This is a genomic window from Mesorhizobium sp. WSM4820 (assembly GCF_055811075.1).
In genome coordinates this window covers 292,533-315,568 of sequence record NZ_JBVVQN010000003.1, presented here as the reverse complement: position 1 = coordinate 315,568, position 23,036 = coordinate 292,533, and the positions used below count along the sequence as shown (strand labels likewise).

The 23,036-nt window shown below is 63.9% G+C and carries 23 protein-coding genes and 3 pseudogenes; 20 read left to right on the top strand and 6 right to left on the bottom strand.

Features of this window, described 5'->3' with window-relative positions; translation table 11 throughout:
- The first annotated feature begins 3 nt into the window (after window positions 1-3).
- The 3 genes from AC0L2R_RS07445 to AC0L2R_RS07435 all read left to right on the top strand — a co-directional run bounded on the left by AC0L2R_RS07445 (window position 4) and on the right by AC0L2R_RS07435 (window position 3,682).
- The gene (locus AC0L2R_RS07445) at window positions 4-1,146 is read left to right on the top strand and encodes a DUF2333 family protein (RefSeq protein WP_091598492.1); all 1,143 of its coding nucleotides are present in this window, start codon (window positions 4-6) and stop codon (window positions 1,144-1,146) included.
- A 153-nt stretch (window positions 1,147-1,299) separates the two neighbouring features.
- Window positions 1,300-1,695 (top strand): ester cyclase, encoded by a 396-nt coding sequence (locus tag AC0L2R_RS07440; RefSeq protein WP_473508296.1) that lies wholly within the window; start codon window positions 1,300-1,302, stop codon window positions 1,693-1,695.
- 307 nt (window positions 1,696-2,002) lie between these two features.
- Window positions 2,003-3,682, top strand: a complete 1,680-nt coding sequence (locus AC0L2R_RS07435) for a formate--tetrahydrofolate ligase (protein ID WP_023799967.1) — start codon at window positions 2,003-2,005, stop codon at window positions 3,680-3,682.
- A gap of 73 nt (window positions 3,683-3,755) precedes the next feature.
- Here AC0L2R_RS07435 and AC0L2R_RS07430 read toward each other — a convergent pair whose 3' ends face one another.
- On the bottom strand, window positions 3,756-4,403 hold the full coding sequence (locus AC0L2R_RS07430; protein ID WP_473508295.1) for a cysteine hydrolase family protein: 648 nt from the start codon (window positions 4,401-4,403) through the stop codon (window positions 3,756-3,758).
- A gap of 143 nt (window positions 4,404-4,546) precedes the next feature.
- Here AC0L2R_RS07430 and AC0L2R_RS07425 point away from each other — a divergent pair.
- The 6 genes and pseudogenes from AC0L2R_RS07425 to AC0L2R_RS07400 all read left to right on the top strand — a co-directional run bounded on the left by AC0L2R_RS07425 (window position 4,547) and on the right by AC0L2R_RS07400 (window position 10,004).
- Window positions 4,547-5,523: pseudogene (locus AC0L2R_RS07425) on the top strand (helix-turn-helix domain-containing protein).
- Window positions 5,524-5,832: 309 nt separating this feature from the next.
- A complete protein-coding gene (gene parS / locus AC0L2R_RS07420) occupies window positions 5,833-6,318 on the top strand; it encodes a type II RES/Xre toxin-antitoxin system antitoxin (protein ID WP_473494936.1) in 486 nt (161 codons plus the stop codon).
- Window positions 6,315-6,824, top strand: a complete 510-nt coding sequence (locus tag AC0L2R_RS07415) for an RES family NAD+ phosphorylase (protein WP_473508294.1) — start codon at window positions 6,315-6,317, stop codon at window positions 6,822-6,824. Before parS ends, AC0L2R_RS07415 begins: the two co-directional genes overlap by 4 nt.
- Before the next feature lie 156 nt (window positions 6,825-6,980).
- The gene (locus AC0L2R_RS07410) at window positions 6,981-7,442 is read left to right on the top strand and encodes a membrane protein (protein ID WP_023797878.1); all 462 of its coding nucleotides are present in this window, start codon (window positions 6,981-6,983) and stop codon (window positions 7,440-7,442) included.
- Entirely contained in the window at window positions 7,439-8,815 is a 1,377-nt protein-coding gene (locus tag AC0L2R_RS07405; RefSeq protein ID WP_473508293.1) for an FAD-containing oxidoreductase, read from the top strand. The genes AC0L2R_RS07410 and AC0L2R_RS07405 overlap by 4 nt, the downstream gene beginning before the upstream one ends.
- A 133-nt stretch (window positions 8,816-8,948) precedes the next feature.
- Entirely contained in the window at window positions 8,949-10,004 is a 1,056-nt protein-coding gene (locus AC0L2R_RS07400; RefSeq protein ID WP_473508292.1) for a peptidase M14, read from the top strand.
- Window positions 10,005-10,047: 43 nt separating this feature from the next.
- On the opposite strand, the gene AC0L2R_RS07395 is transcribed toward AC0L2R_RS07400, so the two are convergent.
- The gene (locus AC0L2R_RS07395) at window positions 10,048-10,227 is read right to left on the bottom strand and encodes a hypothetical protein (RefSeq protein ID WP_473508291.1); all 180 of its coding nucleotides are present in this window, start codon (window positions 10,225-10,227) and stop codon (window positions 10,048-10,050) included.
- A gap of 75 nt (window positions 10,228-10,302) precedes the next feature.
- On the opposite strand from AC0L2R_RS07395, the gene AC0L2R_RS07390 reads away from it, so the two are divergent.
- Together AC0L2R_RS07390 and AC0L2R_RS07385 are read left to right on the top strand one after the other, a co-directional pair.
- Entirely contained in the window at window positions 10,303-12,492 is a 2,190-nt protein-coding gene (locus AC0L2R_RS07390; protein ID WP_473508290.1) for an anthranilate synthase, read from the top strand.
- Window positions 12,493-12,520: 28 nt separating this feature from the next.
- Window positions 12,521-13,450: a cation diffusion facilitator family transporter gene (locus tag AC0L2R_RS07385; protein ID WP_473508289.1), complete on the top strand. Its 930-nt coding sequence runs from the start codon at window positions 12,521-12,523 to the stop codon at window positions 13,448-13,450.
- 396 nt (window positions 13,451-13,846) lie between these two features.
- Here the strand turns inward: AC0L2R_RS07385 and AC0L2R_RS07380 are convergent, their stop codons facing one another.
- The gene (locus tag AC0L2R_RS07380) at window positions 13,847-14,956 is read right to left on the bottom strand and encodes a hypothetical protein (protein ID WP_473508288.1); all 1,110 of its coding nucleotides are present in this window, start codon (window positions 14,954-14,956) and stop codon (window positions 13,847-13,849) included.
- A gap of 106 nt (window positions 14,957-15,062) precedes the next feature.
- On the opposite strand from AC0L2R_RS07380, the gene AC0L2R_RS07375 reads away from it, so the two are divergent.
- From AC0L2R_RS07375 to AC0L2R_RS07365, 3 genes are all read left to right on the top strand, one after another.
- Window positions 15,063-15,500, top strand: a complete 438-nt coding sequence (locus tag AC0L2R_RS07375) for a DsrE family protein (protein WP_473508287.1) — start codon at window positions 15,063-15,065, stop codon at window positions 15,498-15,500.
- Window positions 15,501-15,643: 143 nt separating this feature from the next.
- On the top strand, window positions 15,644-16,054 hold the full coding sequence (locus AC0L2R_RS07370; protein WP_473508286.1) for an SDR family NAD(P)-dependent oxidoreductase: 411 nt from the start codon (window positions 15,644-15,646) through the stop codon (window positions 16,052-16,054).
- A 317-nt stretch (window positions 16,055-16,371) separates the two neighbouring features.
- Window positions 16,372-16,674 carry a putative quinol monooxygenase gene (locus tag AC0L2R_RS07365; protein WP_091594554.1) on the top strand — a complete coding sequence of 101 codons (303 nt, stop codon included), beginning with the start codon at window positions 16,372-16,374 and terminating at the stop codon, window positions 16,672-16,674.
- A gap of 40 nt (window positions 16,675-16,714) precedes the next feature.
- Here AC0L2R_RS07365 and AC0L2R_RS07360 read toward each other — a convergent pair.
- From AC0L2R_RS07360 to AC0L2R_RS07350, 3 genes and pseudogenes are all read right to left on the bottom strand, one after another.
- Window positions 16,715-17,080, bottom strand: a pseudogene (locus tag AC0L2R_RS07360) (endonuclease domain-containing protein).
- 98 nt (window positions 17,081-17,178) lie between these two features.
- Window positions 17,179-17,724: pseudogene (locus AC0L2R_RS07355) on the bottom strand (transposase).
- Between the two features lie 45 nt (window positions 17,725-17,769).
- Complete coding sequence (locus AC0L2R_RS07350; RefSeq protein ID WP_027154393.1) at window positions 17,770-18,084, bottom strand: YMGG-like glycine zipper-containing protein; 315 nt, start codon at window positions 18,082-18,084, stop codon at window positions 17,770-17,772.
- Between the two features lie 326 nt (window positions 18,085-18,410).
- Between AC0L2R_RS07350 and AC0L2R_RS07345 the strand changes: the two genes are divergently transcribed.
- The 6 genes from AC0L2R_RS07345 to AC0L2R_RS07320 all read left to right on the top strand — a co-directional run bounded on the left by AC0L2R_RS07345 (window position 18,411) and on the right by AC0L2R_RS07320 (window position 22,899).
- Window positions 18,411-19,319, top strand: coding sequence for a hypothetical protein (locus tag AC0L2R_RS07345; protein WP_473508285.1), 909 nt, complete (start codon window positions 18,411-18,413; stop codon window positions 19,317-19,319).
- Between the two features lie 80 nt (window positions 19,320-19,399).
- Complete coding sequence (locus tag AC0L2R_RS07340) at window positions 19,400-19,639, top strand: hypothetical protein (protein ID WP_473508284.1); 240 nt, start codon at window positions 19,400-19,402, stop codon at window positions 19,637-19,639.
- Window positions 19,636-20,814: a hypothetical protein gene (locus AC0L2R_RS07335; RefSeq protein ID WP_473508283.1), complete on the top strand. Its 1,179-nt coding sequence runs from the start codon at window positions 19,636-19,638 to the stop codon at window positions 20,812-20,814. The genes AC0L2R_RS07340 and AC0L2R_RS07335 overlap by 4 nt, the downstream gene beginning before the upstream one ends.
- Before the next feature lie 464 nt (window positions 20,815-21,278).
- Window positions 21,279-21,695, top strand: coding sequence for a hypothetical protein (locus tag AC0L2R_RS07330; protein ID WP_473508282.1), 417 nt, complete (start codon window positions 21,279-21,281; stop codon window positions 21,693-21,695).
- Between the two features lie 2 nt (window positions 21,696-21,697).
- Entirely contained in the window at window positions 21,698-22,189 is a 492-nt protein-coding gene (locus AC0L2R_RS07325) for a hypothetical protein (protein WP_473508281.1), read from the top strand.
- Complete coding sequence (locus AC0L2R_RS07320) at window positions 22,189-22,899, top strand: hypothetical protein (protein ID WP_473508280.1); 711 nt, start codon at window positions 22,189-22,191, stop codon at window positions 22,897-22,899. Before AC0L2R_RS07325 ends, AC0L2R_RS07320 begins: the two co-directional genes overlap by 1 nt.
- The last annotated feature ends 137 nt before the right edge of the window (window positions 22,900-23,036 follow it).

Here is a 23,036-nt window from a genome sequence, read left to right as displayed (position 1 = left end):
GCCATGCTTGATCCGATCGTGAATTTTTTCACACGGATATTCCAGTGGATCGGCCGCGGCATCGGCTTCGCCGTCGGCGTGATCCTGTGGCCGTTCATGTGGGCCGGGCGCTGGTATACGCAGCGCGGCTGGATCCTGAAGGCGGTGCTCGGCCTCGCTCTGCTCATGCTGATCGGCCTCTACGGCTATTTCATCTGGAACACGCAGGTCTGGAGCAATTTCAATCCCGCCTATGCGGAAGCATATAGGTTCACGCAGCCGGCCGGAACCACGCCGGCACAGCCCGCTCCTTCTGCCACCGGGGAAACCGCTGGCGTCGAGGGAGAGGTCAAGACCTGCACCCACTCGGCCATTGTCCAGGTTACGGCCGATCTCATCGATTTCAACGTCAACGAGAATGCCTGGATCTCGTCGATGATACTCTACAAGCTCGGGCTCTTCGGCATGGACTGGGACCGCACGCCGTTTCTCGACAACAAGGCCTCCTTCCAGCGCGGCGTCAATCAGGCCATCCGGCGCACCACGGTCGAGCTTGTCGACACGCTGGGCCGCGTCCGCGGCACCAGCCAGATCGACCAGAACCTGCAGGATGCGCGCGGCGCGATCACCTTCGACGAGGAAACCTGGTATTTCGGCCTCAGGCCGTTTGGTCCGAAAACCCCGACGCCGAGTTTTTATCGCACGGCGGCGAACAGCCTTCGCGCCTTCAACGACCGGCTCATGAAATGCGAGGTTGTCTTCAACGCGCGCGCCGACAATCTGTTGCAGTTCGTCGACCGGATCGCGAGTGACATAGGCTCGACGTCGGACCTGATCCGCGACCGTTCGCAGAACTTCAACAGCGGCTGGTTCGACACGCGCGCTGACGACCGCTTCTGGTTCGCCTACGGCCAGCTCTACGGCTATTACGGCATCCTGACGGCGGCGCATCACGATTTTCAGCAGATCCTCGACAATCGCGGCCTCACGCCGCTGTGGAACAGCGTGGAAGGCCAGCTCAAGGCAGCGCTCGCCATCCAGCCTCTGATAATCTCCAACGGCCGCGAGGATGGCTGGATCATGCCCACCCACCTCACCACGATGGGATTCTATGTGCTTAGGGTGCGATCGAATCTCGTCGAGGTCAGGTCCGTTCTGGATCGGTGAAGGGGCCGAATAGTGAAAGACGCCCTGGCTTGAATCACCGCTGCCCGAGATCGGCGACGTTCTGGCGCGGCTGTTCGGCTGCGCATTGCGAGGAGCGGAACCTGATCGTCTCGCCGTCGTTCAACCGTGGGCGGCAGCCAGCGAGGACACGCGATGGATATCCGGGAAATTGCTCGAAATTTCTATGCCACGATCGATGCGCGGGACTGGGATAGACTGGCCGGTCTGGTCTCTCCGGATCTCGCCCTTCATCTCGCCAGCGCCAATCCGATCGGCTTCGATGACTGGCGAAAATCCCTGACCGAATTCTTTGTTGGATTCCCGGACGGCCATCACGTCATCGACGACTATGTCGGCGATGCCGACAGGGTGGTCACGCGCGGTCGCTTTCAGGGCACGCATACCGGCACCTTCCACGGCGTCGCACCGAGCGGAAATTGCGTCTCGGTTGGTGTGATTAACATTGATCGCGTCGAGAACGGCATCGTGGTCGAACATTTCGGCCAGCTTGACGGCTTGGGGCTGATGCACCAGATCGGCGCATTCTAGCGAGACCGCTCGAAGCGCCGACCGGCGCTCGAACCCTGTCGCATTCCGTGCATTCCGCGGCTGTTTTGAGACGGCAGGACGGCGCGTGCTCTGGCTTCTATACGGCGCGACAACCCGCGAAGATCCGGGTCAGGTCGACCAGGAGCCGTCTTTCTCTAGAGGAAACATAGTTGCATGCAAGTTGACGCCACGGCAGCGACAGGGCTAGAAAGTGCCCTCGCCTGCAGTACCGGGCTGTTTCGAACAGGCTTGCGACCACACTGATCAAACCCGTCCCCTCCACCGTCCAATCCAGAGGAAAGCCGCCATGGCCGAAGTGAAGTCCGACATCGAGATCGCGCGCGCCGCCGACAAGAAGCAGATCCAGGCGATCGGCCAGAAGATCGGCATTCCAAGCGAGCATCTTTTGCCTTACGGCCACGACAAGGCGAAGATCTCGGCCGAGTTCATCAAGTCGGTGAAGGCAAACAAGGACGGCAAGCTGATCCTCGTCACCGCCATCAACCCGACGCCGGCCGGCGAAGGCAAGACGACGACGACGGTGGGCCTCGGCGACGGTCTCAACCGCATCGGCAAGAAGGCCATCGTCTGCATCCGCGAGGCCTCGCTCGGGCCGAATTTCGGCGTCAAGGGCGGCGCTGCCGGCGGCGGCTATGCGCAGGTCGTACCGATGGAGGACATGAACCTCCACTTCACCGGCGATTTCCATGCCATCACCACGGCGCATAATTTGCTTTCGGCGCTGATCGACAACCACATCTACTGGGGCAACGAACTCGGCATCGACATCCGCCGCGTCGTCTGGCGCCGCGTCATGGACATGAACGACCGCGCACTGCGCGAGATCATTTGCTCGCTCGGCGGCGTCGCCAACGGTTTTCCGCGCGAGGGCGGCTTTGACATCACCGTCGCCTCGGAGGTCATGGCGATCCTGTGCCTCGCCACCGACCTGAAGGATTTGGAAAAGCGCCTCGGCGACATCATCGTCGCCTATCGCCGCGACAAGTCGGCCGTCTATGCCCGCGACCTCAAGGCCGACGGCGCCATGGCCGTGCTGCTCAAGGACGCCATGCAGCCCAACCTCGTGCAGACGCTGGAGAACAACCCGGCCTTCGTCCATGGCGGTCCCTTCGCCAACATCGCGCATGGCTGCAACTCGGTCGTTGCCACCACGACGGCGCTAAAACTTGCCGACTACGTCGTCACCGAAGCCGGTTTCGGCGCCGATCTCGGCGCCGAAAAATTCTTCGACATCAAGTGCCGCAAGGCCGGCCTGAAGCCGGCGGCCACGGTTATCGTCGCCACTGTGCGCGCCATGAAGATGAATGGCGGCGTCAAGAAGGAAGATCTCGGCAAGGAGAACGTCGAGGCGGTCAAGAAGGGCTGCGCCAATCTCGGCCGTCACATCGAGAATGTCAGGCAGTTCGGCGTGCCTGCGGTGGTCGCCATCAACCATTTCTATTCCGACACCGACGCTGAAATCAGGGCGATGAAGGACTACGTCGCCTCGATGGGCGAAGAGGCGATCCTGTGCAAGCACTGGGCCCACGGCTCGGCCGGCATCGAGGAACTCGCCAACAAGGTGGTGACACTCGCCGAATCCGGCTCCTCGCAGTTTGCGCCGCTCTATCCCGACGCCATGCCGCTGTTCGAGAAGATCAACACCATCGTCCAGCGCATCTATCGCGGATCCGAAGCGATCGCCGACAAGTCGGTGCGCGACCAGCTCCACGCCTGGGAGCACGCCGGATACGGCAATTTGCCGGTTTGCATGGCCAAGACGCAGTATTCGTTCTCGACCGATCCGAACCTGCGCGGCGCGCCGACCGGCCACACTGTGCCGGTGCGCGAGGTCAGGCTGTCTGCCGGCGCCGGCTTCATCGTCGTCATCTGCGGCGAGGTCATGACCATGCCCGGCCTGCCCAAGGCGCCGTCCTCGGAGAAGATATTCCTGAACGAGATGGGCCAGATCGAAGGCCTGTTCTGAGAATTTCGAAGGCCGGAATGATAGGGGCGCCGCAGCGATGCGGCGCCCTCTTTTGCTTGGCCGCGCCAAACTTCTAAGCGGCGTTGCGTGCCAGCCCGCGCTGGTTGGAGGCGTAGGGCGTATCGCGCTCGGGCCGCACGCCGGTCTTCAGGCAGTCGATCCATTCGGCGGTCTTGAGAACGGCGGCGAAGCGCGACTGCAGGACAACCGTCACCACGCGATGGATGTCCTCGGCCGAGGCGTAGCCGGCGCTGTTGGCATAGGGCAGCGACCCCGTCGCATCCGACAGGAACTCGACCGCAAAGCCCATATGGACGGCGTGGATGACCGTCGACAGATCGCAATTATGCGTCATGTAGCCGATGACCGTAATCGTATCGATAGCGTTGGCGCGCAGCCATTCCTCGAGGTCGGTGCCGGTGAAGGCGCTTGGCAAGGTCTTTTCGATGGTGTGGTCGCGGTTTCGCCTCGCGATCTCGGGATGCAATTCTGCGCCGTTACTGCCCTTGGCGAAGACCGGTGATGTTTCCGGCGCCAACTGCTTGACGACCACCACCTTGACGCCTGCCTCGGCGGCCGCGTCCATGGCGCGCGCCACATTGGCGACGCTGTCGCGGAACGGCGGATACTGGATGGCAAGGTTGCCGCCGTCATAGTCGTTCTGGATGTCGACGACGATGAGGGCACGGCGCGGCGCTTTGCCTTTGGCTGAGTCCGACATGGAGTTTTCCTTTCCCGTTTGACATTGATGGCCCGTTTGACATTGGTGGATCGAGGATAGACTCGGCATCGGTCCGCAAAAGTGTCCCGATTGACATAGTTCGAAATAATTGGGACATTCCGGAAACTCTCATGGTGCTCATCATGGCCGATCCGATCGTTGCCGCCATCGCCTTCGATGGCATCAGCCCGTTCCACCTCTCTGTCCCGTGCCTTGTATTCGCAGAGGATCGCACGACGCTCGGCCTGCCGCGCTTTGAGTTCCGGGTCTGCGCGATTGAGGACGGGCCGATCCGCACCGATGCGGGGCTGACCATCAGCGTCCCGCACGGGCTTTCCGCGCTTGATGACGCCGACATCGTCATCTTGCCCAGCTGGAAGAACCTCGAAGTCCACCGCCGGCGGCACTGATCGAGGCGCTGCGTCGCGCGCACCGGCGCGGCGCGCTGATTGTCGGATTGTGCTTGGGAACGTTCGCCGTTGCGGCGACCGGTCTGCTTTCGGGGCGGCGAGCCGCGACGCACTGGGCTTTTTCCGACCAGCTGCAGGCCCTCTATCCCGACATTCTCGTCGAGCCGGAGGTGCTCTATATCGACAACGGCGATGTCGTGACCTCGGCCGGTGTCGCCGCCGGGCTCGACTGCTGTCTCCACATCATACGGGCTCGCTATGGCGCGGAGGCGGCACTCCGGCTTGCCCGGCAGATCGTGCTTTCTCCTCATCGTCAGGGCGGGCAGGCGCAGTTCATAGAACGCCCCATCGCCAGGACCGGCAATGCCGACCGCTTCGCACAGGCTCTCGACACCGTGCGCAAGACGTTGCACGCGACGCACAGCCTGGACAGTGTCGCCGCTACCGCCGGCCTCACCCGCCGGACCTTCACGCGCCGCTTCCAGAAAACAATCGGCACCAGCTTCGGCGACTGGCTGACCGATCAGCGCGTCGCGCTGGCGCAGCGGCTGCTGGAAGCAACGGAAAAATCAATGGACATGATTGCCTTCGAGGCCGGCTTCGGCAGCGCAACCTCGCTGCGCCAGCATTTTGCGGCGCGGCTCAGAACCACGCCCGCGCAGTACCGCCGCGAATTCTCGAAGAACGCTCAGGAGCGCGTCGCAAGATAGCTCCAACTCATGTTGGAAATCACCGTCGATGTCGGCGCTGCCCCTCATCTGCCTGCCGGCATCTTCTCCCCGTTTAGTGACGGGAGGCTGGCCGCAACCTCGGTACCCTTTCTGCAACGCTGGTGATTGGCGAAATCGCCGATGACGGCATCTTTCTCCCCGTCACTATACGGGGAGAAATGCCCGGCAGGGCAATGAGGGGCAGCGCAAGCCTGAAGCATTATCTCTGCTCTCGATCCTGCTCGCCCTTGAAAGCGTCGCGTCACCTGTCATATATTGAAGCGACAGATGACGTTAGGAGGCGAGCCCGTGGCGACGGCATCGAAAAAAACACCTGCAGCGCCAAGAAACAATGAACTGCAGAAGGTGGCCAGATTGCTCGGTGGCGCCCGCATCCTGTCGCGGCATCTCCGGAGCGCATTGGACGCCCATGAGTTGCTTGTTCACGGCCTGCCAGGTTCGGCGCTGGACCATCTGCTTGGGCAACTCGTCTTCATCCAGAAGACTGATTCGCTCGAGAAGGCCGTCGGCATGAGCTTGCGCACCTACCAGCGTCGTAAGGACGCCCCCTCCAAGCCGCTCAGCCAGGACCAGAGCGGACGAACCTGGAAATTCGCCGAGATCCTGTCGAAAGCGACCGACGTGTTCGGTTCACAGGCGGAAGCCGAGCAATGGCTGGAGCGCCCGGCGATCGGGCTCGACCAGTGCCGTCCCATCGATCTTCTGGCAACCCCGGCCGGTGTCGAGCTTGTGCAAGACTATCTCGAGCGGCTTGAATACGGCGTTTATGCATGACGCCGCTGCCGGCGGCACTTGGCGGCTCCGACCTCGTTGGCTGGCGTCTCGATCAGGCTGCGTTTGCGCCCACATGGGACAGTGGCGAGGGCGCATACAGGGTCGGCGGACGATGGAACAGCAGGGGCGTGCGCGCAGTCTACTGCTCAATCGATCCTTCGACGGCGATTCTCGAGGTCGCAGTCCACAAAGGTTTTAGGGCGCTCGACACGATTGCGCATGTGATGACGGCGGCGATAGTCAGCGATGTCACGGATGTGCATATCGTCGACCCTGCCGCCGTTCCGAACCCTAACTGGCTGCGTCCGGGCATTCCGAGTTCCGGGCAGCAGGCATTCGGCGACGATCTTCTCAAACGGCACCGGTTCGTGGTGATTCCGAGCGCAGTATCCCTGAATAGCTGGAATCTGATCTTCGAGGCGAACGTCGCGAAGGGCGCCTATGGCATGAGGACCCAGGAAGCCTTTGCGCTCGATACGCGATTGCATCCGCCTCCTGCTAAATGACCGTGCTTATCTCGCTGCTTCGCTACCCTGCTGTTTCAATAGGGTGTCCATGAAAATCGTATAACGTTAGAGATCGCAGGCCTCTGGTCAAATGCCGAACCTATGCTAGCCTGCCCCGGCTGGGCTGTCCCAGGCCGTGTGATCGAGGGGTCAATCATGCTGTACATCCTTGCACTTCTGATCGGCGTCGTTGCCGGTCTTCGCGCCATGACCGCGCCTGCCGCCGTCGCCTGGGGCGCCTGGCTTGGCTGGCTGCCGGTCGCCGGAACCTGGGCCAGCTTCATGGGCCACTGGATCACCGTCGGCATCTTCACCATCCTGGCCATTGCCGAACTGGTCACCGACCAGTTGCCGTCCACGCCGAGCCGCAAGGTGCCGCAGCAGTTTGGCGCGCGCATCGCTGTCGGCGCCTTCACCGGCGCGGTGATCGGCGCGACCGGCGGCGCCACCGTCGGCGGCCTGATCGCCGGCGCCATCGGCGCGGTGATCGGCACGCTGGGCGGCGCCGAGCTGCGCAAACGCCTGGCGCTGGCTTTCGGCAAGGACCAGCCCGCCGCCTTCATCGAAGACGCGGTGGCGATCGTCGGCGGTCTGCTGATCGTGGCGGCGGTGGCATGACGGCAAAGCCATTCGACGCCATCATCATCGGCGCCGGCCAGGCCGGCCCGCCGCTCGCCGGCCGGCTGACGGCGGCTGGCATGAGCGTGGCGCTGATCGAGCGAAAGCTGGTCGGCGGCACCTGCGTCAACACCGGCTGCATGCCGACCAAGGCCATGGTCGCCAGCGCCTATGCCGCGCATCTCGCCCGCCGCGCCGCCGACTACGGCGTGACGCTCTCCGGTCCGGTCGGCGTCGACTACAAGGCGATCAAGGCCCGCAAGGACAAGGTGTCGGACAACGCCCGCGGCAACCTCGAGAGCTGGATTGCCGGCATGGACAGATGCACGCTTTTTCGCGGCCATGCCCGCTTCGAGACGGCCGATACCGTGCGCGTCGGCGACGACCTGCTGAGCGCCGGGAAAATATTCATCAACACCGGCGGCCGCGCCTCGGTGCCTGATCTGCCGGGCGTCGACGACATTCCGTTCCTGACCAACTCGTCGATGATGGATCTCGACGTGCTGCCGCGCCATCTCGTCGTCGTCGGCGGCAGCTACGTCTCGCTCGAATTCGCGCAAATGTTCCGCCGTTTCGGTTCACAGGTCACGGTGATCGAAAAGAGCCCGCGGCTGATCGGCCGCGAGGACGAGGATGTCTCGGCCGCCATCCTGTCCATCCTCGAAAACGAAGACATCACGGTTCATCTCGGCGCCGGCGACATCGGCTTCGCCAGGCAGGGCAGCGACATCGTCGTGACTTTCACCGCCGGCAAGGCGCCGGCTGTCGGCTCGCATGTGCTGCTGGCAGTAGGCCGGACCCCCAACACCGACGATCTCGGCCTCGACAAGGCCGGCGTCGAGGTCGACAAACGCGGCTTCATTGTCGTCGACGACCAGCTTCGCACCGGCGTGCCCGGCATCTGGGCGATGGGCGACTGCAACGGCAAGGGCGCCTTCACCCACACCTCCTACAATGACTACGAGATCGTCGCCGCCAATCTGCTCGACAACGACCCGCGCAGGGTGAGCGACCGCATCGAGGCCTATGCGCTCTATACCGACCCGCCGCTCGGCCGCTGCGGCATGACCGAGGCAGCGGTCAGAAAGTCCGGCCGCCGCGCGCTGGTCGGCCAGCGGCCGATGACCCGCGTCGGCCGTGCCGTCGAGAAAGGCGAGACGCAAGGTTTCATGAAGATCCTGGCCGATGCCGACACCAACGAAATCCTCGGCTGTTCGGTGCTCGGCCCCGGCGGCGACGAGGCGATACACTGCGTGCTCGGTCTGATGTACGCCAAGGCGCCGATCAGCACGCTGGCGCGCGCCATGCACATCCACCCGAATGTCTCGGAACTTCTGCCGACGATCGCCCAGGAGTTGAAGCCGCTGGCGTAGGCCGGGCAGGCGTTGGACCAGTATGTCCGCGCCCGGCCGAGGAGAGCCTTGCGCCCATAGCGCCGAAAGCTGGACCAATCGACAGCGTAGCGGCGAAAGGGCATGTGTTCGGCTTCTTTCCAGGAGTCGTATCATGCAGAAATCGATCGAGCGCATTGCCGGCGACAGCGAGGGCGTTTCCTACGAATTCCCAGTGTTTCGTTTCGAAGGAACGGACAAGGCGGCATCCTCGGCCTATCTGCAGGCCGCACTCCATGCCGGCGAACTGCCGGGCGTCGTCGCCATCGACGCGCTGATGCCGATGCTTGAAAAGGCCGAAGCCGAAGGCCGCATCAAGGGCAATATCACCGTCGTGCCGCAAGCCAATCCGATCGGCCGCGCCCAGTATCATTTCGGCGAGCACCAGGGCCGTTTTCACCTGGGCACGCGCACCAACTTCAACCGCGGCTTTCCGCTGCTGGCCGCGCCTGACGTAAAATTGTTGCCCGACACCACGCTTGGCACTGCCGATCAGCGGCTGAAGAGCCGGCTGCTGCAGCTGTCGATCGGCCACGACATCGTGCTTGACCTGCACTGCGACGACGAGGGCCTTGCCTACCTCTATGTCCACACCAGCCTGTGGCCGGCGAGGGCGGATTGTGCGGCGGCCATGGGCGTCGATGCGGTGATCCTGTGGGATGAAGATACTGACGGCACCTTCGAAGGCGCCTCAATCACGCCGTATCTGAACCTCCCTGCCGAGGTGGCGCGGTTCGACCGGCGCGTCGCCACCACGGTCGAGTATCGCGGCATACTCGATGTCGACGGCGCTCTGGCCGGCACCGATGCCGAAGGGCTCTATCGGCTGCTGGTGGGGCGCGGCGTGGTCCTGGACCAGGCCCTGTCCACGTCCGGCAGCTTCACCGGTTTCGTTGCGCCGCTCGAAAACATCGACATGATGCCGGCGCCGCGGGCGGGCGCGGTCCTCTATGCCGTGAAGCCCGGCGACCGTGTGGCAAAAGGCGCACTGCTCGCCACCATCGTCCATGCGCCGGGTGAAGCCGGCGGCCGCACCGAGGTGCTCGCGCCCCAGGCAGGCATCATCCTGACACGGCGTTCCCGGCGCATCATCCGCGCCGGCGAAGATCTGCTAAAACTGGTCGGCGACAGGAAAAGCGCCGATGCACGGTCGGGAACGCTGGAGGATTGAGGGCTCATGCCCTTCTCCATGCCCTCGCCCTTCTCCAGCCCCCTCATTGAATCCAGTTGCGCGGCCGTTCAATCGCCGCTATTGGAATCGCCATGAACATGCGCTCGATCAAGACCGTTTGGTGGTGGGCTCGCTGACAGCGGCCTGTTCGAACGCGTGCGCGTGAAAAATGGAAGATGGCCGCAACGGAATGTCCGGGCGGCCATTTGTTTTTCAAAGCCATGCCCCGGGTCCGTTGCCCCCAAGACGCTGAACTATCCAAGACGCTGAAAAGCCCAAGACGCTGATGGAGACGGCAATGACGACGAAAATTCTGGAGAACGGGGCGGAGCGCTTCGTCACGGCGGGTGGCGTGACGATTACCCGCGAGCGCCATGACCGGCCTTACCAAGGCGCGATCGACGCCTATGTCGACGGGCTGAATTCGCGCCGCGGCGCCGTGTTTTCCTCGAATTACGAATATCCCGGCCGCTATACGCGTTGGGACACCGCCATCATCGACCCGCCGCTGGTGATCTCGGCGCGTGGCCGCGCCATGCGCATCGAGGCGCTGAACAGCCGTGGCGAGATGCTTCTGCCGGTGGTCGGCAAGGCGCTCGACGGCCTTGACGAGGTGACGATCGCCGAGGCGTCGAAGCGACTGATCCGCCTCGACGTGGCCATGCCAGGCCGTGTCTTCACCGAAGAAGAACGCAGCCGCGTTCCCTCCGTCTTCACCGTGCTGCGCGCCATCACCGCTCTGTTCAAGACGGAGGAAGACGCCAATCTCGGTCTCTATGGCGCCTTCGGCTACGATCTCGCCTTCCAGTTCGATCCGGTCGACTACAAGCTCGAGCGCCAGCAAGGCCAGCGCGACCTCGTGCTGTTCCTGCCCGACGAGATTCTGGTCGTCGACCACTATTCGACAAAAGCCTGGACCGACCGCTACGACTATTCCAGCGATGGGTTTTCGACGCAGGGATTGCCGCGCGACGAAATCGTCGAGCCGTTCAGGACCGCCGACCGCATCCCGCCGCGCGGCGACCATGAGCCGGGCGAATATGCCAATCTGGTGCGCAAGGCGATGCAGAGTTTCAAGCGCGGCGACCTGTTCGAGGTGGTTCCCGGCCAGATGTTCTACGAGCGCTGCGAGACGCCGCCCTCCGACATCTCCCGCAAGCTGAAGGCCATCAACCCCTCGCCCTATTCCTTCTTCATCAATCTCGGCGAAGGCGAATATTTGGTCGGCGCCTCGCCCGAGATGTTCGTGCGCGTCAACGGCCGCCGTGTCGAGACCTGCCCGATCTCCGGCACGATCAAGCGCGGCGGCGACGCCATTTCCGACAGCGAGCAGATCCTGAAGCTGCTCAATTCGAAGAAGGACGAATCCGAGCTGACCATGTGCTCCGACGTCGACCGCAACGACAAGTCGAGGGTCTGCGACCCGGGCTCGGTACGCGTCATCGGCCGCCGCCAGATCGAGATGTATTCACGGCTGATCCACACCGTCGACCACATCGAGGGGCGGCTGCGCGAAGGCATGGACGCTTTCGACGCGTTCTTGTCGCATGCCTGGGCGGTCACCGTCACCGGCGCGCCGAAATTATGGGCGATGCGCTTCATCGAGCAGAACGAGAAGAGCCCGCGCGCCTGGTATGGCGGGGCGATCGGCATGGTCAATTTCAACGGTGACATGAACACCGGCATGACGCTTCGCACCATCCGCATCAAGGACGGCATCGCCGAGGTGCGCGCCGGCGCCACGCTGCTCTTCGACAGCATTCCCGAGGAAGAAGAAGCCGAAACCGAACTGAAGGCATCCGCCATGATCTCCGCCATCCGCGACGCCAAATCAGGCAATGCCGCCGACACCGAACGCGCCACCGCGCGCGTCGGCGACGGCGTCAACATCCTGCTGGTCGACCACGAGGACTCCTTCGTCCACACGCTGGCCAATTATTTCCGCCAGACCGGCGCCAACGTCTCGACCGTGCGCACGCCTGTGCCGGACGAGGTCTTCGACCGGCTGAAACCCAATCTCGTCGTGCTGTCGCCCGGTCCCGGCACGCCGAAGGATTTTGACTGCGCCGCCACCATCAAGCGGGCCCGCGCGCGCGACCTGCCGATCTTCGGCGTCTGCCTCGGCCTGCAGGCGCTGGCCGAAGCCTATGGCGGAGAGCTGCGGCAGCTGCACGTGCCGATGCATGGCAAACCGTCGCGTATCCGCGTGTCGAAGCCGGGCATCATCTTTTCCGGCCTGCCCAAGGAGGTGACGGTCGGCCGCTATCACTCGATTTTCGCCGATCCGGTCCGCCTGCCCGACGGCTTCGTCGTCACCGCCGAGACGGAAGAAGGCGTCATCATGGCCTTCGAGCACAGCAAGGAGCCGATCGCCGCGGTGCAGTTCCACCCGGAATCGATCATGACGCTCGGCCACAATGCCGGCATGCGCATCATCGAGAACATCGTTGCGCATCTGCCGCGCAAGGCCAAGGAAAAGGCGGCTTAGCTCCGGTTTCGGCGGCCGGAAGCAATCGATGACCGCTATTGATTCGAAAAACACCGCCAAGCGCAAGGTCGCCAGCCTCGCCTTCTGGTCGATCATCGTCGCCTTCGTCGTGCTCGGCCTGAAGCTGGCGGCCTGGTACGTCACCGGCTCCGTGGCGCTGTATTCGGACGCGCTGGAATCGATCGTCAACGTCATTGCCTCTGCCGCCGCCTACTGGGCGATCCAGGTCAGCCACAAGCCGGCCGACCAGGATCATCCTTTCGGCCATCACAAGGCCGAGTATTTCTCGGCTGTTTTGGAAGGCGTGCTGATCGTGCTGGCAGCCCTGCTGATCCTCAACGAAGTGTGGTGGTCCCTGCGGCATCCCGTTCCGCTCGAACAGCCCTGGACCGGCCTCGCCATCAACGGCGTCGCGACGGTGATCAACGCCTTCTGGGCCATGACGCTGATCCGTGCCGGCCGTGCCGAAAAATCACCGGCACTGGTCGCCGACGGCAGGCACATCATGACCGACGTGGCGACCTCGGTCGGCGTGTTCATGGGTGTGGTCGGCGCCGTGCTGACCGGCTGGCAAGTCCTCGATCCCGCTCTTGCCGTCATCGTCGCGCTGAACATCCTGTGGCAGGGCTGGCACGTCATCGGCTCGTCGATGAACGGACTGATGGACCGCGCCGTCGACACGCAGGAGCACATGCGCATCCGCGACATCATCTCGGCCAATTGCAAAGGCGCGCTGGAAGTCCACGATCTGAAGACGCGGATTGCCGGCCGCGCCACCTTCATCGAGTTCCACCTGGTCGTCGACGCCGACATGTCGGTGGGCGCCAGCCACGTCATCTGCGACCGCATCGAGGATGCGCTGAAGGCGGAAATCCCCTCGGTGCGCGTCACCATCCATGTCGAGCCCGATGACGAGGCAAAACTGCCCAGGGGCACGACCGCCGTGCCGTTCGCGTGAGATGGTTCACGCAGTAACGCTGCACAGGGGATTTGAGGGGTTGGAGGCTTGCCGACAGGCAACAGCCATCGTTCGTTTCAGCGGACTATCGCAAACGCTGGAGATTGGCCGAAGCCTCCCCAACTTCGTCATCCTTGGGCGAAGCAGGAGCGAAGCTCCGTCGCGGAGACCCTGGGATCCATGCCGTAACCTTAGTCGGCAGCGGAGCAGAATTCAGCAGCGCAGCAGCGCTCTGAAGTCACGGCATGGATCCTGGGGTCTGCGCCGCGTCGCTTCGCTCCTTGCTTCGCCCCAGGATGACGAAGCGATGGCTGTTTTCCGCCGATCACCACCTGCGAGCGGCCTGACCAGAACACCTTTGCCTTGTTCATACGCCGTCCTTTCTGGCCCGAAATCTCAACGCGCGCAGGCAGCCTGCGGCATCGGCTCCAGCCGATAGACCTTGTCGTCGGAAGCGGTCTCGCCTTCTGCCGCCTTCGAGCACAGGTCGACGATCGGCAGGCTGCTGTTGGGGTTGGCCAGCATCATCGTGCCCTTGGCGCCGCGACGCAGAAAAATCTCCCTGGCCGCGATGTCGCAGGAAAAGTCGCTCGTCCTTCCGCTCGCCACACAGCGCCACTGGTCCGCTTCGCCGTCACAACTGTAGCTCTGCGTGACCTCTACGGCATTCTGGCGCGTGGTGACGGAAACGACTATCTCGGCGCCATCAGGCCAGCTTGCCGTCTCGCCATTCTTGGCGAAGGCGGCCAGTTCGATCGGGCCCCGGAAAACCCGGATGGTGTGGGTAAGCTGATCGGGATGCGAGCCGAGATGCGCGGCATCGTAGTCGCGCCCGTAGCAGAACGGCTGGTCCGGCTTCAGCCGCTCGCGCAGCGGTGCTCCCAGCGCCGGATCGACCGGATCGATGCGCGCGAATTCGGCCTTGCAGGTCTCACCCGGCATGCGGTCGAGCCGGAAGCCGTCGTCTTCCGTGCCGAGTGCCTGCCTGGAAAACTCCGTTTCGCCAAGCTCGTCCTCGGCGCCGGCATCGAGATAAAGGTCGCGATGCACGCCGGAGACGATCAGCCGGCCTTTTTCGTCGACCTTCAGCAAGGCCATGGTGCGGTCGCATTCCATGCCGCAATGGATCTCGCCCGACTGCGGATCATCCTTGCCGCACCAGCCGCCGACCCATTCGGGCTTGTTGGCGCCGCGCACCGTCGTCGCCAAAAAACCGTTGTAGCCGGATGGACCGCTGCTCGGCTCCTCGTTCGGAGGGCTGACCGGATCGCTGCCATAGTAGAAGAAAATCCGTCCCACCTTCTGGTTCGGGTGCACCTTGAGATGCGCGGCATCGTAGATACGCCCGAAACAGGCATCCTTGCCGTCCGGGCTGAGTCCGGTGAGCTGAGGCGTATCGTCGGCAAGGGCCGTGCTGGCGACAGCGGCCAGCAAGGCGACAGCAAGTCCGGCGCCCGCAATGGTCTTCCCCCCAATGGTCTTCCCCCGAATGGTCTTCGATGTCATGTGCCCCTCCTCGCCCCTCTTCGCCCGACCACGACGTCACGTCAATTTATGCTAGGATCGAGGCCGAAGCCACGCAATTTGCCAAGACATAGTGGAGGACGACACGATGCGACGCCGCGATATTTTCCGCGTGGCTCTTGCCGGAGCCGCCGGTCTTCTCGGGCTGCGCCAGGTCAAGGCGGCGGCCGTGGCAGAGGAAAGGCAGAAGGTCGCCTATCACCTCAGCGACCTCGACAAGGTCGGCTTCGTTCTGGGCAATATCAAGAACCACTATGAGGGCACCGGCGGCAAGGTCGACATCGTGCTGGTCGTGCACGGACCGGCACTCGCCGCCTTCAAGTCGAAGAGCGCGTCGGCTGCCGTTTCCAGCCGTTTTTCCGGTCTGGTCCGCGACGGGCTGGCCCCGCATGCCTGCGCCAATACCATGCAGGGCATGGACGTTGCGCTCACCGATCTGCTCGACGGCTTCCATGCCGCCGAGACCGGCGGCGTCGTCAAGCTCGCCGAATTGCAGCGCCAGGGCTACGCCTATTTGCGGCCCTGAACCTCTACGGACTTGAACATGAGCACGGAGAGGCCCTACGAAGAGCAGGAGGACTCCGGAGGAATGCCAGCCACCACAACCGCCCCTGTCACCTCCGCCCCTGTCACTTCCACACCTGTCACTCCGCCCCTGTCGCCCCCACTTTGGCGACCTCGCCGGCAAGGCGGTGCTGGTCACCGCGACCGGCATCGGGGCAGCACCTGCACTGGCCTACGCCGCGCAGAAATGCCGCGTCGCGCTGCATTACAATTCAAGTCGGCGAAAACCTGGCCAAAACCATCCGCAACGGCGGTGGCGAGGTATTCCCGGTCCAGGGCGATTTCTCGATCGCTGCCGATGTCGAGCGCGCCGTCGAGGACAGCGCGCAACATTTCGGCCGGCTCGATGGCCTGGTCAACAATGCCGCCTCGGCCGCGTGCCTAAGCCGAACTGACCGAGGCGCAATTACGACGCGGACCTCAACGCTCCGTGCTGACCGCATCACGCAAGGCGATGCCATGGCTGAAGCGCCAGGGCGGCTTCATCGTCAACACCTCGTCGATCGCGGCACGTAATGGCGCCGGCGGCGGCGCCGGCCTTTATGGCTCGGCTCGTCTCCACCTGCGGCATGGCCAAGGAACTGATCGGCTCGCGTCAACGCGGTGGCGCCGGACACCATCGCGACCCCTTTCCATGAGCGCTATTCGACCGAGGAGCAGGCCATGGTTGCCACCATTCCGCAGGGCCGCGCCGGCACGCCGCAGGACTGCGTCGGCGCCGTTCCTCTCCACCGCCCTGTTGAGCGGTTACATCACCGGGCACGACGGCGGCCAGTTGATGCCGTGAGCGGCGGCCTGCATACTTGTCGCAGCAAGCAACGGAGAAACCGGCAATGTATGGTCTGATCGGCAAGATGCGGGCGACGCGCGGCCAGCGCGACGCAATGATGGACGTCCTGCTGGCCAGCACCGGCGCCATGCCGGGCTGCCTGAGCTACATCATCGCCACCGATCCGGCCGATGCCGACGCGATCTGGGTGACCGAGGTATGGACCGACCAGGCAAGCCACAAGGCTTCGCTGCAATTGCCGGAAGTCCAGGCGGCGATTGCCAAGGCGCGGCCGATCATCGCCGGGTTCGAGTTCCAGGTCGAAACGCATCCTGTTGGTGGGTTTGGGTTGGCCAAGGCGGGATAGGCTGGCGGGACAGCGGCCTGGGCGCTGTCCTGCCGGCGTATCAAGTCGTACCGGCGAGCCCTGCCTCGATCACAATATGCTGGCAGACGTTGTCGATGTCGCGAATGACATCGTCATTCAAGAAGCGCAGGAGGGTCCAGCCGTCCTGTTCACGACGCTTTGTTCTTGCCTCATCGCCTGTATTGGCGTCGGCATGCTGCGAACCATCGACTTCGACGACGAGCTTCTTGTCCGGGCAAGCGAAGTCGACAATGTAACCGGCGATCGGAAATTATCGGCGGAAGCCAAGCCCCATCAGGCGATGCGCGCGAAGCTCGTTCCAAAGCTTCAGTTCGGCGTCGGACATGGCTTTGCGCATCGACTTGGCATTTGCGCGATTTCGCGGAGGCAATGGCGTGTGAGGCATTTGGTCAGTGCTCGGTCCGTATTGAGGTTGGCGCTCTACGGCGCCCCCTCTGTCCTGCCGGACATCTCCCCCACTTGGGCAGGGCTGTCCGGGGAAAGTTATTCATATGTGAAGGCCATCTGATTGGAGAGGCTCGGTCTCTCGGTCGGCTTGGATTGACCGGTGGCGGCTTGGTGATGGTGTGCATTTTCCGCCGCCCGAGCAAGTATTGAGCGACCAGTTCTGTGAACCTCAAGATAGAAATAGGGACGCGGCGGGTGCGCGACAATGCGCAGCAGCGCATCGGCGATCATTGCGGCAAAGAGTTGCAGGCGGATTGCATTGCCGTTGTTGCCGAGGAACTTGCGGATTTTGAGGTGCAGCTTGATCCATCGGAACAGAAGCTCGATTTGCCAGCGGCCTTTGTAGAGCCGTCCAATCTCGACGGCGGAGCGCTCCAGATCGTTGGTCAAAAGCGTGATGGTGTCGCCCGCTTCGCACTGAACGCGCAGGCTGCCACTTGGGGGGGAGATTGGCCGTGGCCGCTGACTTCGCCAATTGCCAACGCAAGAAAGGGGCAGGCGTTGGTGTTCCCTGGAACACCCCTCATCCGGCCGCGGAGCCTGTCTTCGGGCTTGCCGGAGGCAAGACCCGTGGGCGGCCACCTTCTCCCACGAGGGGAGAAGGGAAGACCAGCGCCGGGCTACGTCTCAATAATCGCCGCGGTAGTAGCGGTCGTCGCAACGGGCGGTGTAGATGCGGCCGTAGCGGTCCTGATAGCGGCAAAGCTGTTCGCCGCGCCGCTGTGGCGTCGTTGCGCTGCCGACGACCGCCCCCAGCAGGGCGCCGCTGGCTGCGCCGATGACCGTGCTCTTGGTGTCGCGGCCTAGGGCCTGACCGACGAGAGCGCCGCCAGCGCCGCCGACCAGGGCCCCCGTGGTGGCTCTTTGCTGCCCTTCGGTCTGTGCACATCCTGCCAGCGCGGCAGTCACAAGCAGGGCGGCAATGGCTTTGTACATCGTCATCGTCTGATACTCCGTTGAAGCCTATGAACTAATACACTGGCTGGTTTTGCCAAGTGTTTGCCAAGTGCGGTTGCATTGCGGCGGAACCGCGGCAACCGCTTGTCACGAAATGCGACATGGTTTCTTTCGTCTTGACGGTGCGTGCCGCCGGTTCTGAAAGATCGTACTCGAACAAGACGATAGGGCCAGGTTCTGTCGAAAAGAATCAGGCTGCGGCCGCAACGATTCCGCCGCGTCCAGCCGATCCCTCAACAATCCAATAACACGCCCGGCTGAACTGGCCAGTGCTCGTTTCCATTTGCAAACAACAAGAAGGAATCTTTCTCATGACAGATCTGGCAGACGCCGGGTCCGTGGTGGCGTCGCCACCGGCGGGCAACCTTGCACGGCCACCGGCCGCCGGGGACAACGGGTCCGCCCCGCCGGCTGCAGAAAGTTGGTTTGACGGTCTTTCCGAAGGCAACCGCAAGCTCGCTGAAACCAAGGGCTGGACCAAGCCTGAAAGCCTCGACCGGGTTCTCACATCCTATGCCGAGCTGGAACGGCAGCAGGGCGAAAGCCTGCGTATTCCCGCAGCGGACGCAGCTGCGGAAGACTGGGACAGGTTCCAAGCCAGGCTGCCTGAGGCGATGCGCCCGCTCACATCGCCCGACAAGGTCGAGTACAGGCGCCCCGACGGGCTTCTCGAAGGCTTCGCCTATTCGGACGAACTCGCCAACGCGTCCAAGGCGTGGGCGGTCGAGGCCGGCGCCACGCCCAAGGTGGCGCCGGCCTATCACGACCGCTTCGTCGGCTACATGGTCGAACAGGCCAAGGCGCAGCAGATCGCCGTTGCCCGTTCGGTCGAGGCCACTCACGACGACCTGGCCCGGGACTGGGGACCGACCGACAGCGACGGCTTTCGCCAGCGACTGGAGGTCGCCAACCGGGCGATGAAGAAGCTCGGCCTGGTCGATGCCGACAAGGCGAAGGGCATCCTCCTGCCTGACGGTGCCTTGACCGATCCGCAGATCGCCAAGGCTTTCCAAGCCATCGGCGAGGCGATGTTCAGGGAAGACAAGATCGGCGGCGGCGCTGCCTTGAGCGGAGGCAATCCGTTCAAGCGCAACGCCGCCGGCGAACGCAACCTGACCGATATCTCGGCCCTCGTCAGAAGCGACCCCGTCCGCGCCCGGCGGCTGGCACGCGAGGCCGGCGAAAACCCCGATCTGTGGGTACCGAACAACCCCCTTTGAAATAGGGCAACCGCATCCGGATGCCCCCTCATCCGGCCTGAGGGGGCGCAGCCGTCAATCAAACTGAAGGAAAGAAAAAAATGGCAGACGCCTATACCCGTATCGCGGACGCGATCGTTCCGTCCGTCTACGCACAATACTCGTTCGAGGGGCATGTCCAGTCGCTCGAGATCTACCAGGCCGGGATCCTGTTTTCCGACCCGGCCATCGCCTCGAAGCTCTCCATGGGCGGGCGTTCCGTCGACATGCCAGGCTGGAAGGATCTCGGCAACGATTCGTCCGAGCCGGTCATGACGATCCGGCCGACTCGATCGAGATGAAGAAGATCGGCGCGCGCCGCGAGGTCGCCGCCCGCAATGTCCGCGCCCAGGCGTGGGGCATTCCGGACCTGACCTCAATCCTGGCCGGCGACGACCCGCAGAAGCTGATCGTGCGCCGCCAGACCGACTACTGGCAGCGTGCCAACAAGCTGACGCTGCTCGGCATCCTGAAAGGGGTGCTGGCCGACAACCTCGCCAATGATGCCGGCGACCTCGTCCGCATCACCGGCGCCTCCATCGTCGACACCGACATCATCGAGGCCACCTATCTGATGGGCGACCGCGCCGACAAGTTCAAGACGATCTGGATGCATTCCAAGCAGATGAAGGCGCTGAAGCTCGCCGACCTCATCGACTATGTGCCGCCGTCCGAGCAGGGCGGGCCGCTGATCCCCTATTACATGGGGCTGCGGGCCGTCATCGACGACGACATCCCGGTCGCCGCGGGCGTCTACACAGCGTTCATGTTCAAGGACAAGGCAATCCTGTGGAACGAGCTGCCGGTCAACACCGAGGGCGGGCCGCTGGAGTTCGACCGCAAGCCGCGCCAGGGCCATGGCGGCGGCGTCACCGAAATGGTCGCCCGCCGGCATTTCGTCCCGCATGTGCCCGGCACCCGCTTCCTCGATGCGTCGACGGCGGGTGAGTTTGCGACCGATGCCGAGCTGGCGCTGGCGGCGAACTGGGACCGCACGGCGTCGAGCATCAAGCACATGACGTTCATCGCGCTGAAGACGACCGAGGCCCGAGCGGACCGGAAGGGGCGGGGCGTCAGAGTCCCGCCCCTTCTGGACACCGGGTCGGCCGATGTGGCTAATCCCAATTCACGCGCCGTGCTGCCCCAGAATTGTTGTTGTTGCACATTGATCAATCGCCGCCACCAAACGGTTACACAAGCGGGCGATGCTGCCATGTCTTTGCAATGGAGGGTAACCATGAATATGACCTACAAGGCAGTTCAGGATGTGCTTCGAAAAGCCGGCATTGTCATAAGCAAAAAGGGCGAACTTCACCGCATCAACTTCTTCAGCGGTCTGGAAAACACCGCCTACTACACGACGAGCCTCGAGAATGCGCTTGAGCGCGGTTTGGCAATGGCGAGAGGCGCCGAAAGGTTGCCAGCAAGCGCCTTTGCTAAGTCGCGCGGGCGGCCGGCGAGCGCACACTTCGGCTGACGCCGCAGGATGTCATCGCCGCGTTGCGCGGCGATGTTGGGAAAATGCATATTATCAGGTGGCGCACGCCACAGGTCCTGGCGCCGCATTCCCTCGCGGTCAGAGGATGCCGGCGCTTCACGCGAGACGACCCCCCTCTGTCCTGCAGGACATCTCCCCCTCAAGGGGGAAGATTGGATGTCACCGTCGCTTTCGCCAACCACCAAACGTTGCAGGAATAGCCGCCACGCCTGAACTGCCAATCTCCCCTTGAGGGGGAGATGTCCGGCAGGACAGAGGGGGGTGGGCCACGGAACGCGACCTTTCCCCACCTGCAATCCCCGCCCGCAAACAGGAACTGGAAAAGGCCAAGTGTCGTGCGATGTTCGGCCGTAGCGACCTGGCGGCGGCGCGCATTGCGCTCTCCGAGGCCAACGCCGTCGTTGCGCTGCTGGAAAAAACCGGTAAGGCGGCGAACGAACGCCGTGCCGCCGCGCAAAGCGAAGACTGCGTCGACATCGCAGCACTTTGCCGACGAGATCAGGGCAAACGCCGCTTCCCTGGACGAGCGCTGGCGCATGGCCCACTGGCTGGTCGAGCAACTGCGCCAGCAACTGTTTGACGCCGATGCCTTGCGCGGTGCCGTTGCCACCGTCAACAGCCAGCTCGACGCCGCCGGCGTCGCCAACCTGAAAATCAACCCGACCGCCGTCCGGCGCGCCGCCGTGACCGGGCTGCGAGCGACAGCTCCGGCTCGTCTCAGCGCGGCAGCGATCCAGGCCGACAGACTGCTTTTGTCGCTGCTCAGCCCCGGCGGCGCGCTCGACCCGCGACCGCCGCTTGGCGCGCCGGTCGGAGGCATCGCGGGTCGATATTCGCTGCGTGGCCGAGGCCGCGGCTGACCATGTGCACACTTGCCCTTATCGGCACGGCTCTCTCGGTCGGCGGCGCGCTGGTCGAAGGCCAGCAGTCGCGGCAGATGGCCGACTACCAGGCCAGAGCCTACGAGCAGCAGGCGCAGGCTGACGCGCAAGCCGCCGCCTTCGAGCAGGCCCAGGAACGCCACAAGCAGGATCTGTTGCTGTCGCAGGCGCGCGCCCGGGCCGGCGCCTCGGGCGTCGCCCTGTCAGGCTCGCCGACCGAGGTGCTCGCCGCCAATGCAAGGCAGGGCCAGCTCGACATCAAGGCGATCCAGTACGGCTCGCAGCTGCGCCAGAACAATTTCGCCACGCAGGCCGCGATCTCGCGCTTTTCCGGCAGGCAGGCGGCGGCTGCCTCGATCTTCAGGGCAGGCGGCAATCTCGTGTCCGGCCTTTCCGGGCTGTACGACCCGAAGAAAGCGGTGACGTTCGGCAACAGCGCCTTTCCGCCGGCGCCGAGCGGAGGGCTTTACTGATGGCGACCATCCCCCTCCAGCTCGCCCAGCGCCGGCTCGACAGCGGCAGCGTGGTTTCCTATCCCGACAGCTCGCCGGTCGGCGCCGCGATGCAGGACTTTGGCGACGAGCTCGCGGCCGTCGCCGAGCGTTTCCGGCAGCAGAAGCAGCAGCAGGACGCGTTCGACGCCGAGGTCATCGGCCGCGAGCTGAACGGACAGATCGCCCAGGCCGAGAAAGAAGCGATCCAGAATGCGCCGGCCGACGGCCGCGGCCTGCACGACGCCATGTATGGCCAGGCACGCAACGGTGTCGTCAAGCCCGGCCTGTTCGACAAGATCTTCGACAGCACCGTGCCAAAAATGCCGGAAAGTGAACGCGCTAGGTTCATCAGGCAAAAAGAGGCGATGAGATTGGCCGGGTCGGCGCGCATGGCCGCACAGCAATATGCGCGCCGCCAGGACTATGAGCAGGCCGAATGGTCCAAGGCGCAGGCTGCGGAGCTCAATGCCATCGCACGGAGCGACCCGGACGACACCGCGACGTTCGAGGCGATCAGGCAGAGCGGGTTCGACTTCATCCGCCAAGATGGGCAGCCCGGTCGCCCGGCAGCTCGCAGAAACCGGCTGGCGCAGCAACACGGCAAAGGCGCTCGCCCACGCGATGCTCGCCAAGGACCCGAAGCGCGCTGCCGAAATGCTGGGCGCTGCGCCGGCCGCGCAGGCCGGTGACGGTGAAACCACAGGCGCTGAAGGCACTGATCTGTCGGCGCCCGCTCCGGGCGACGACCGCCTTGCTGATCTGACGCCCGACGACAGGGTTGCGCTCGCCCGGCTGGCCGGCGTCTCGGCGACGCAAAACTGATGTC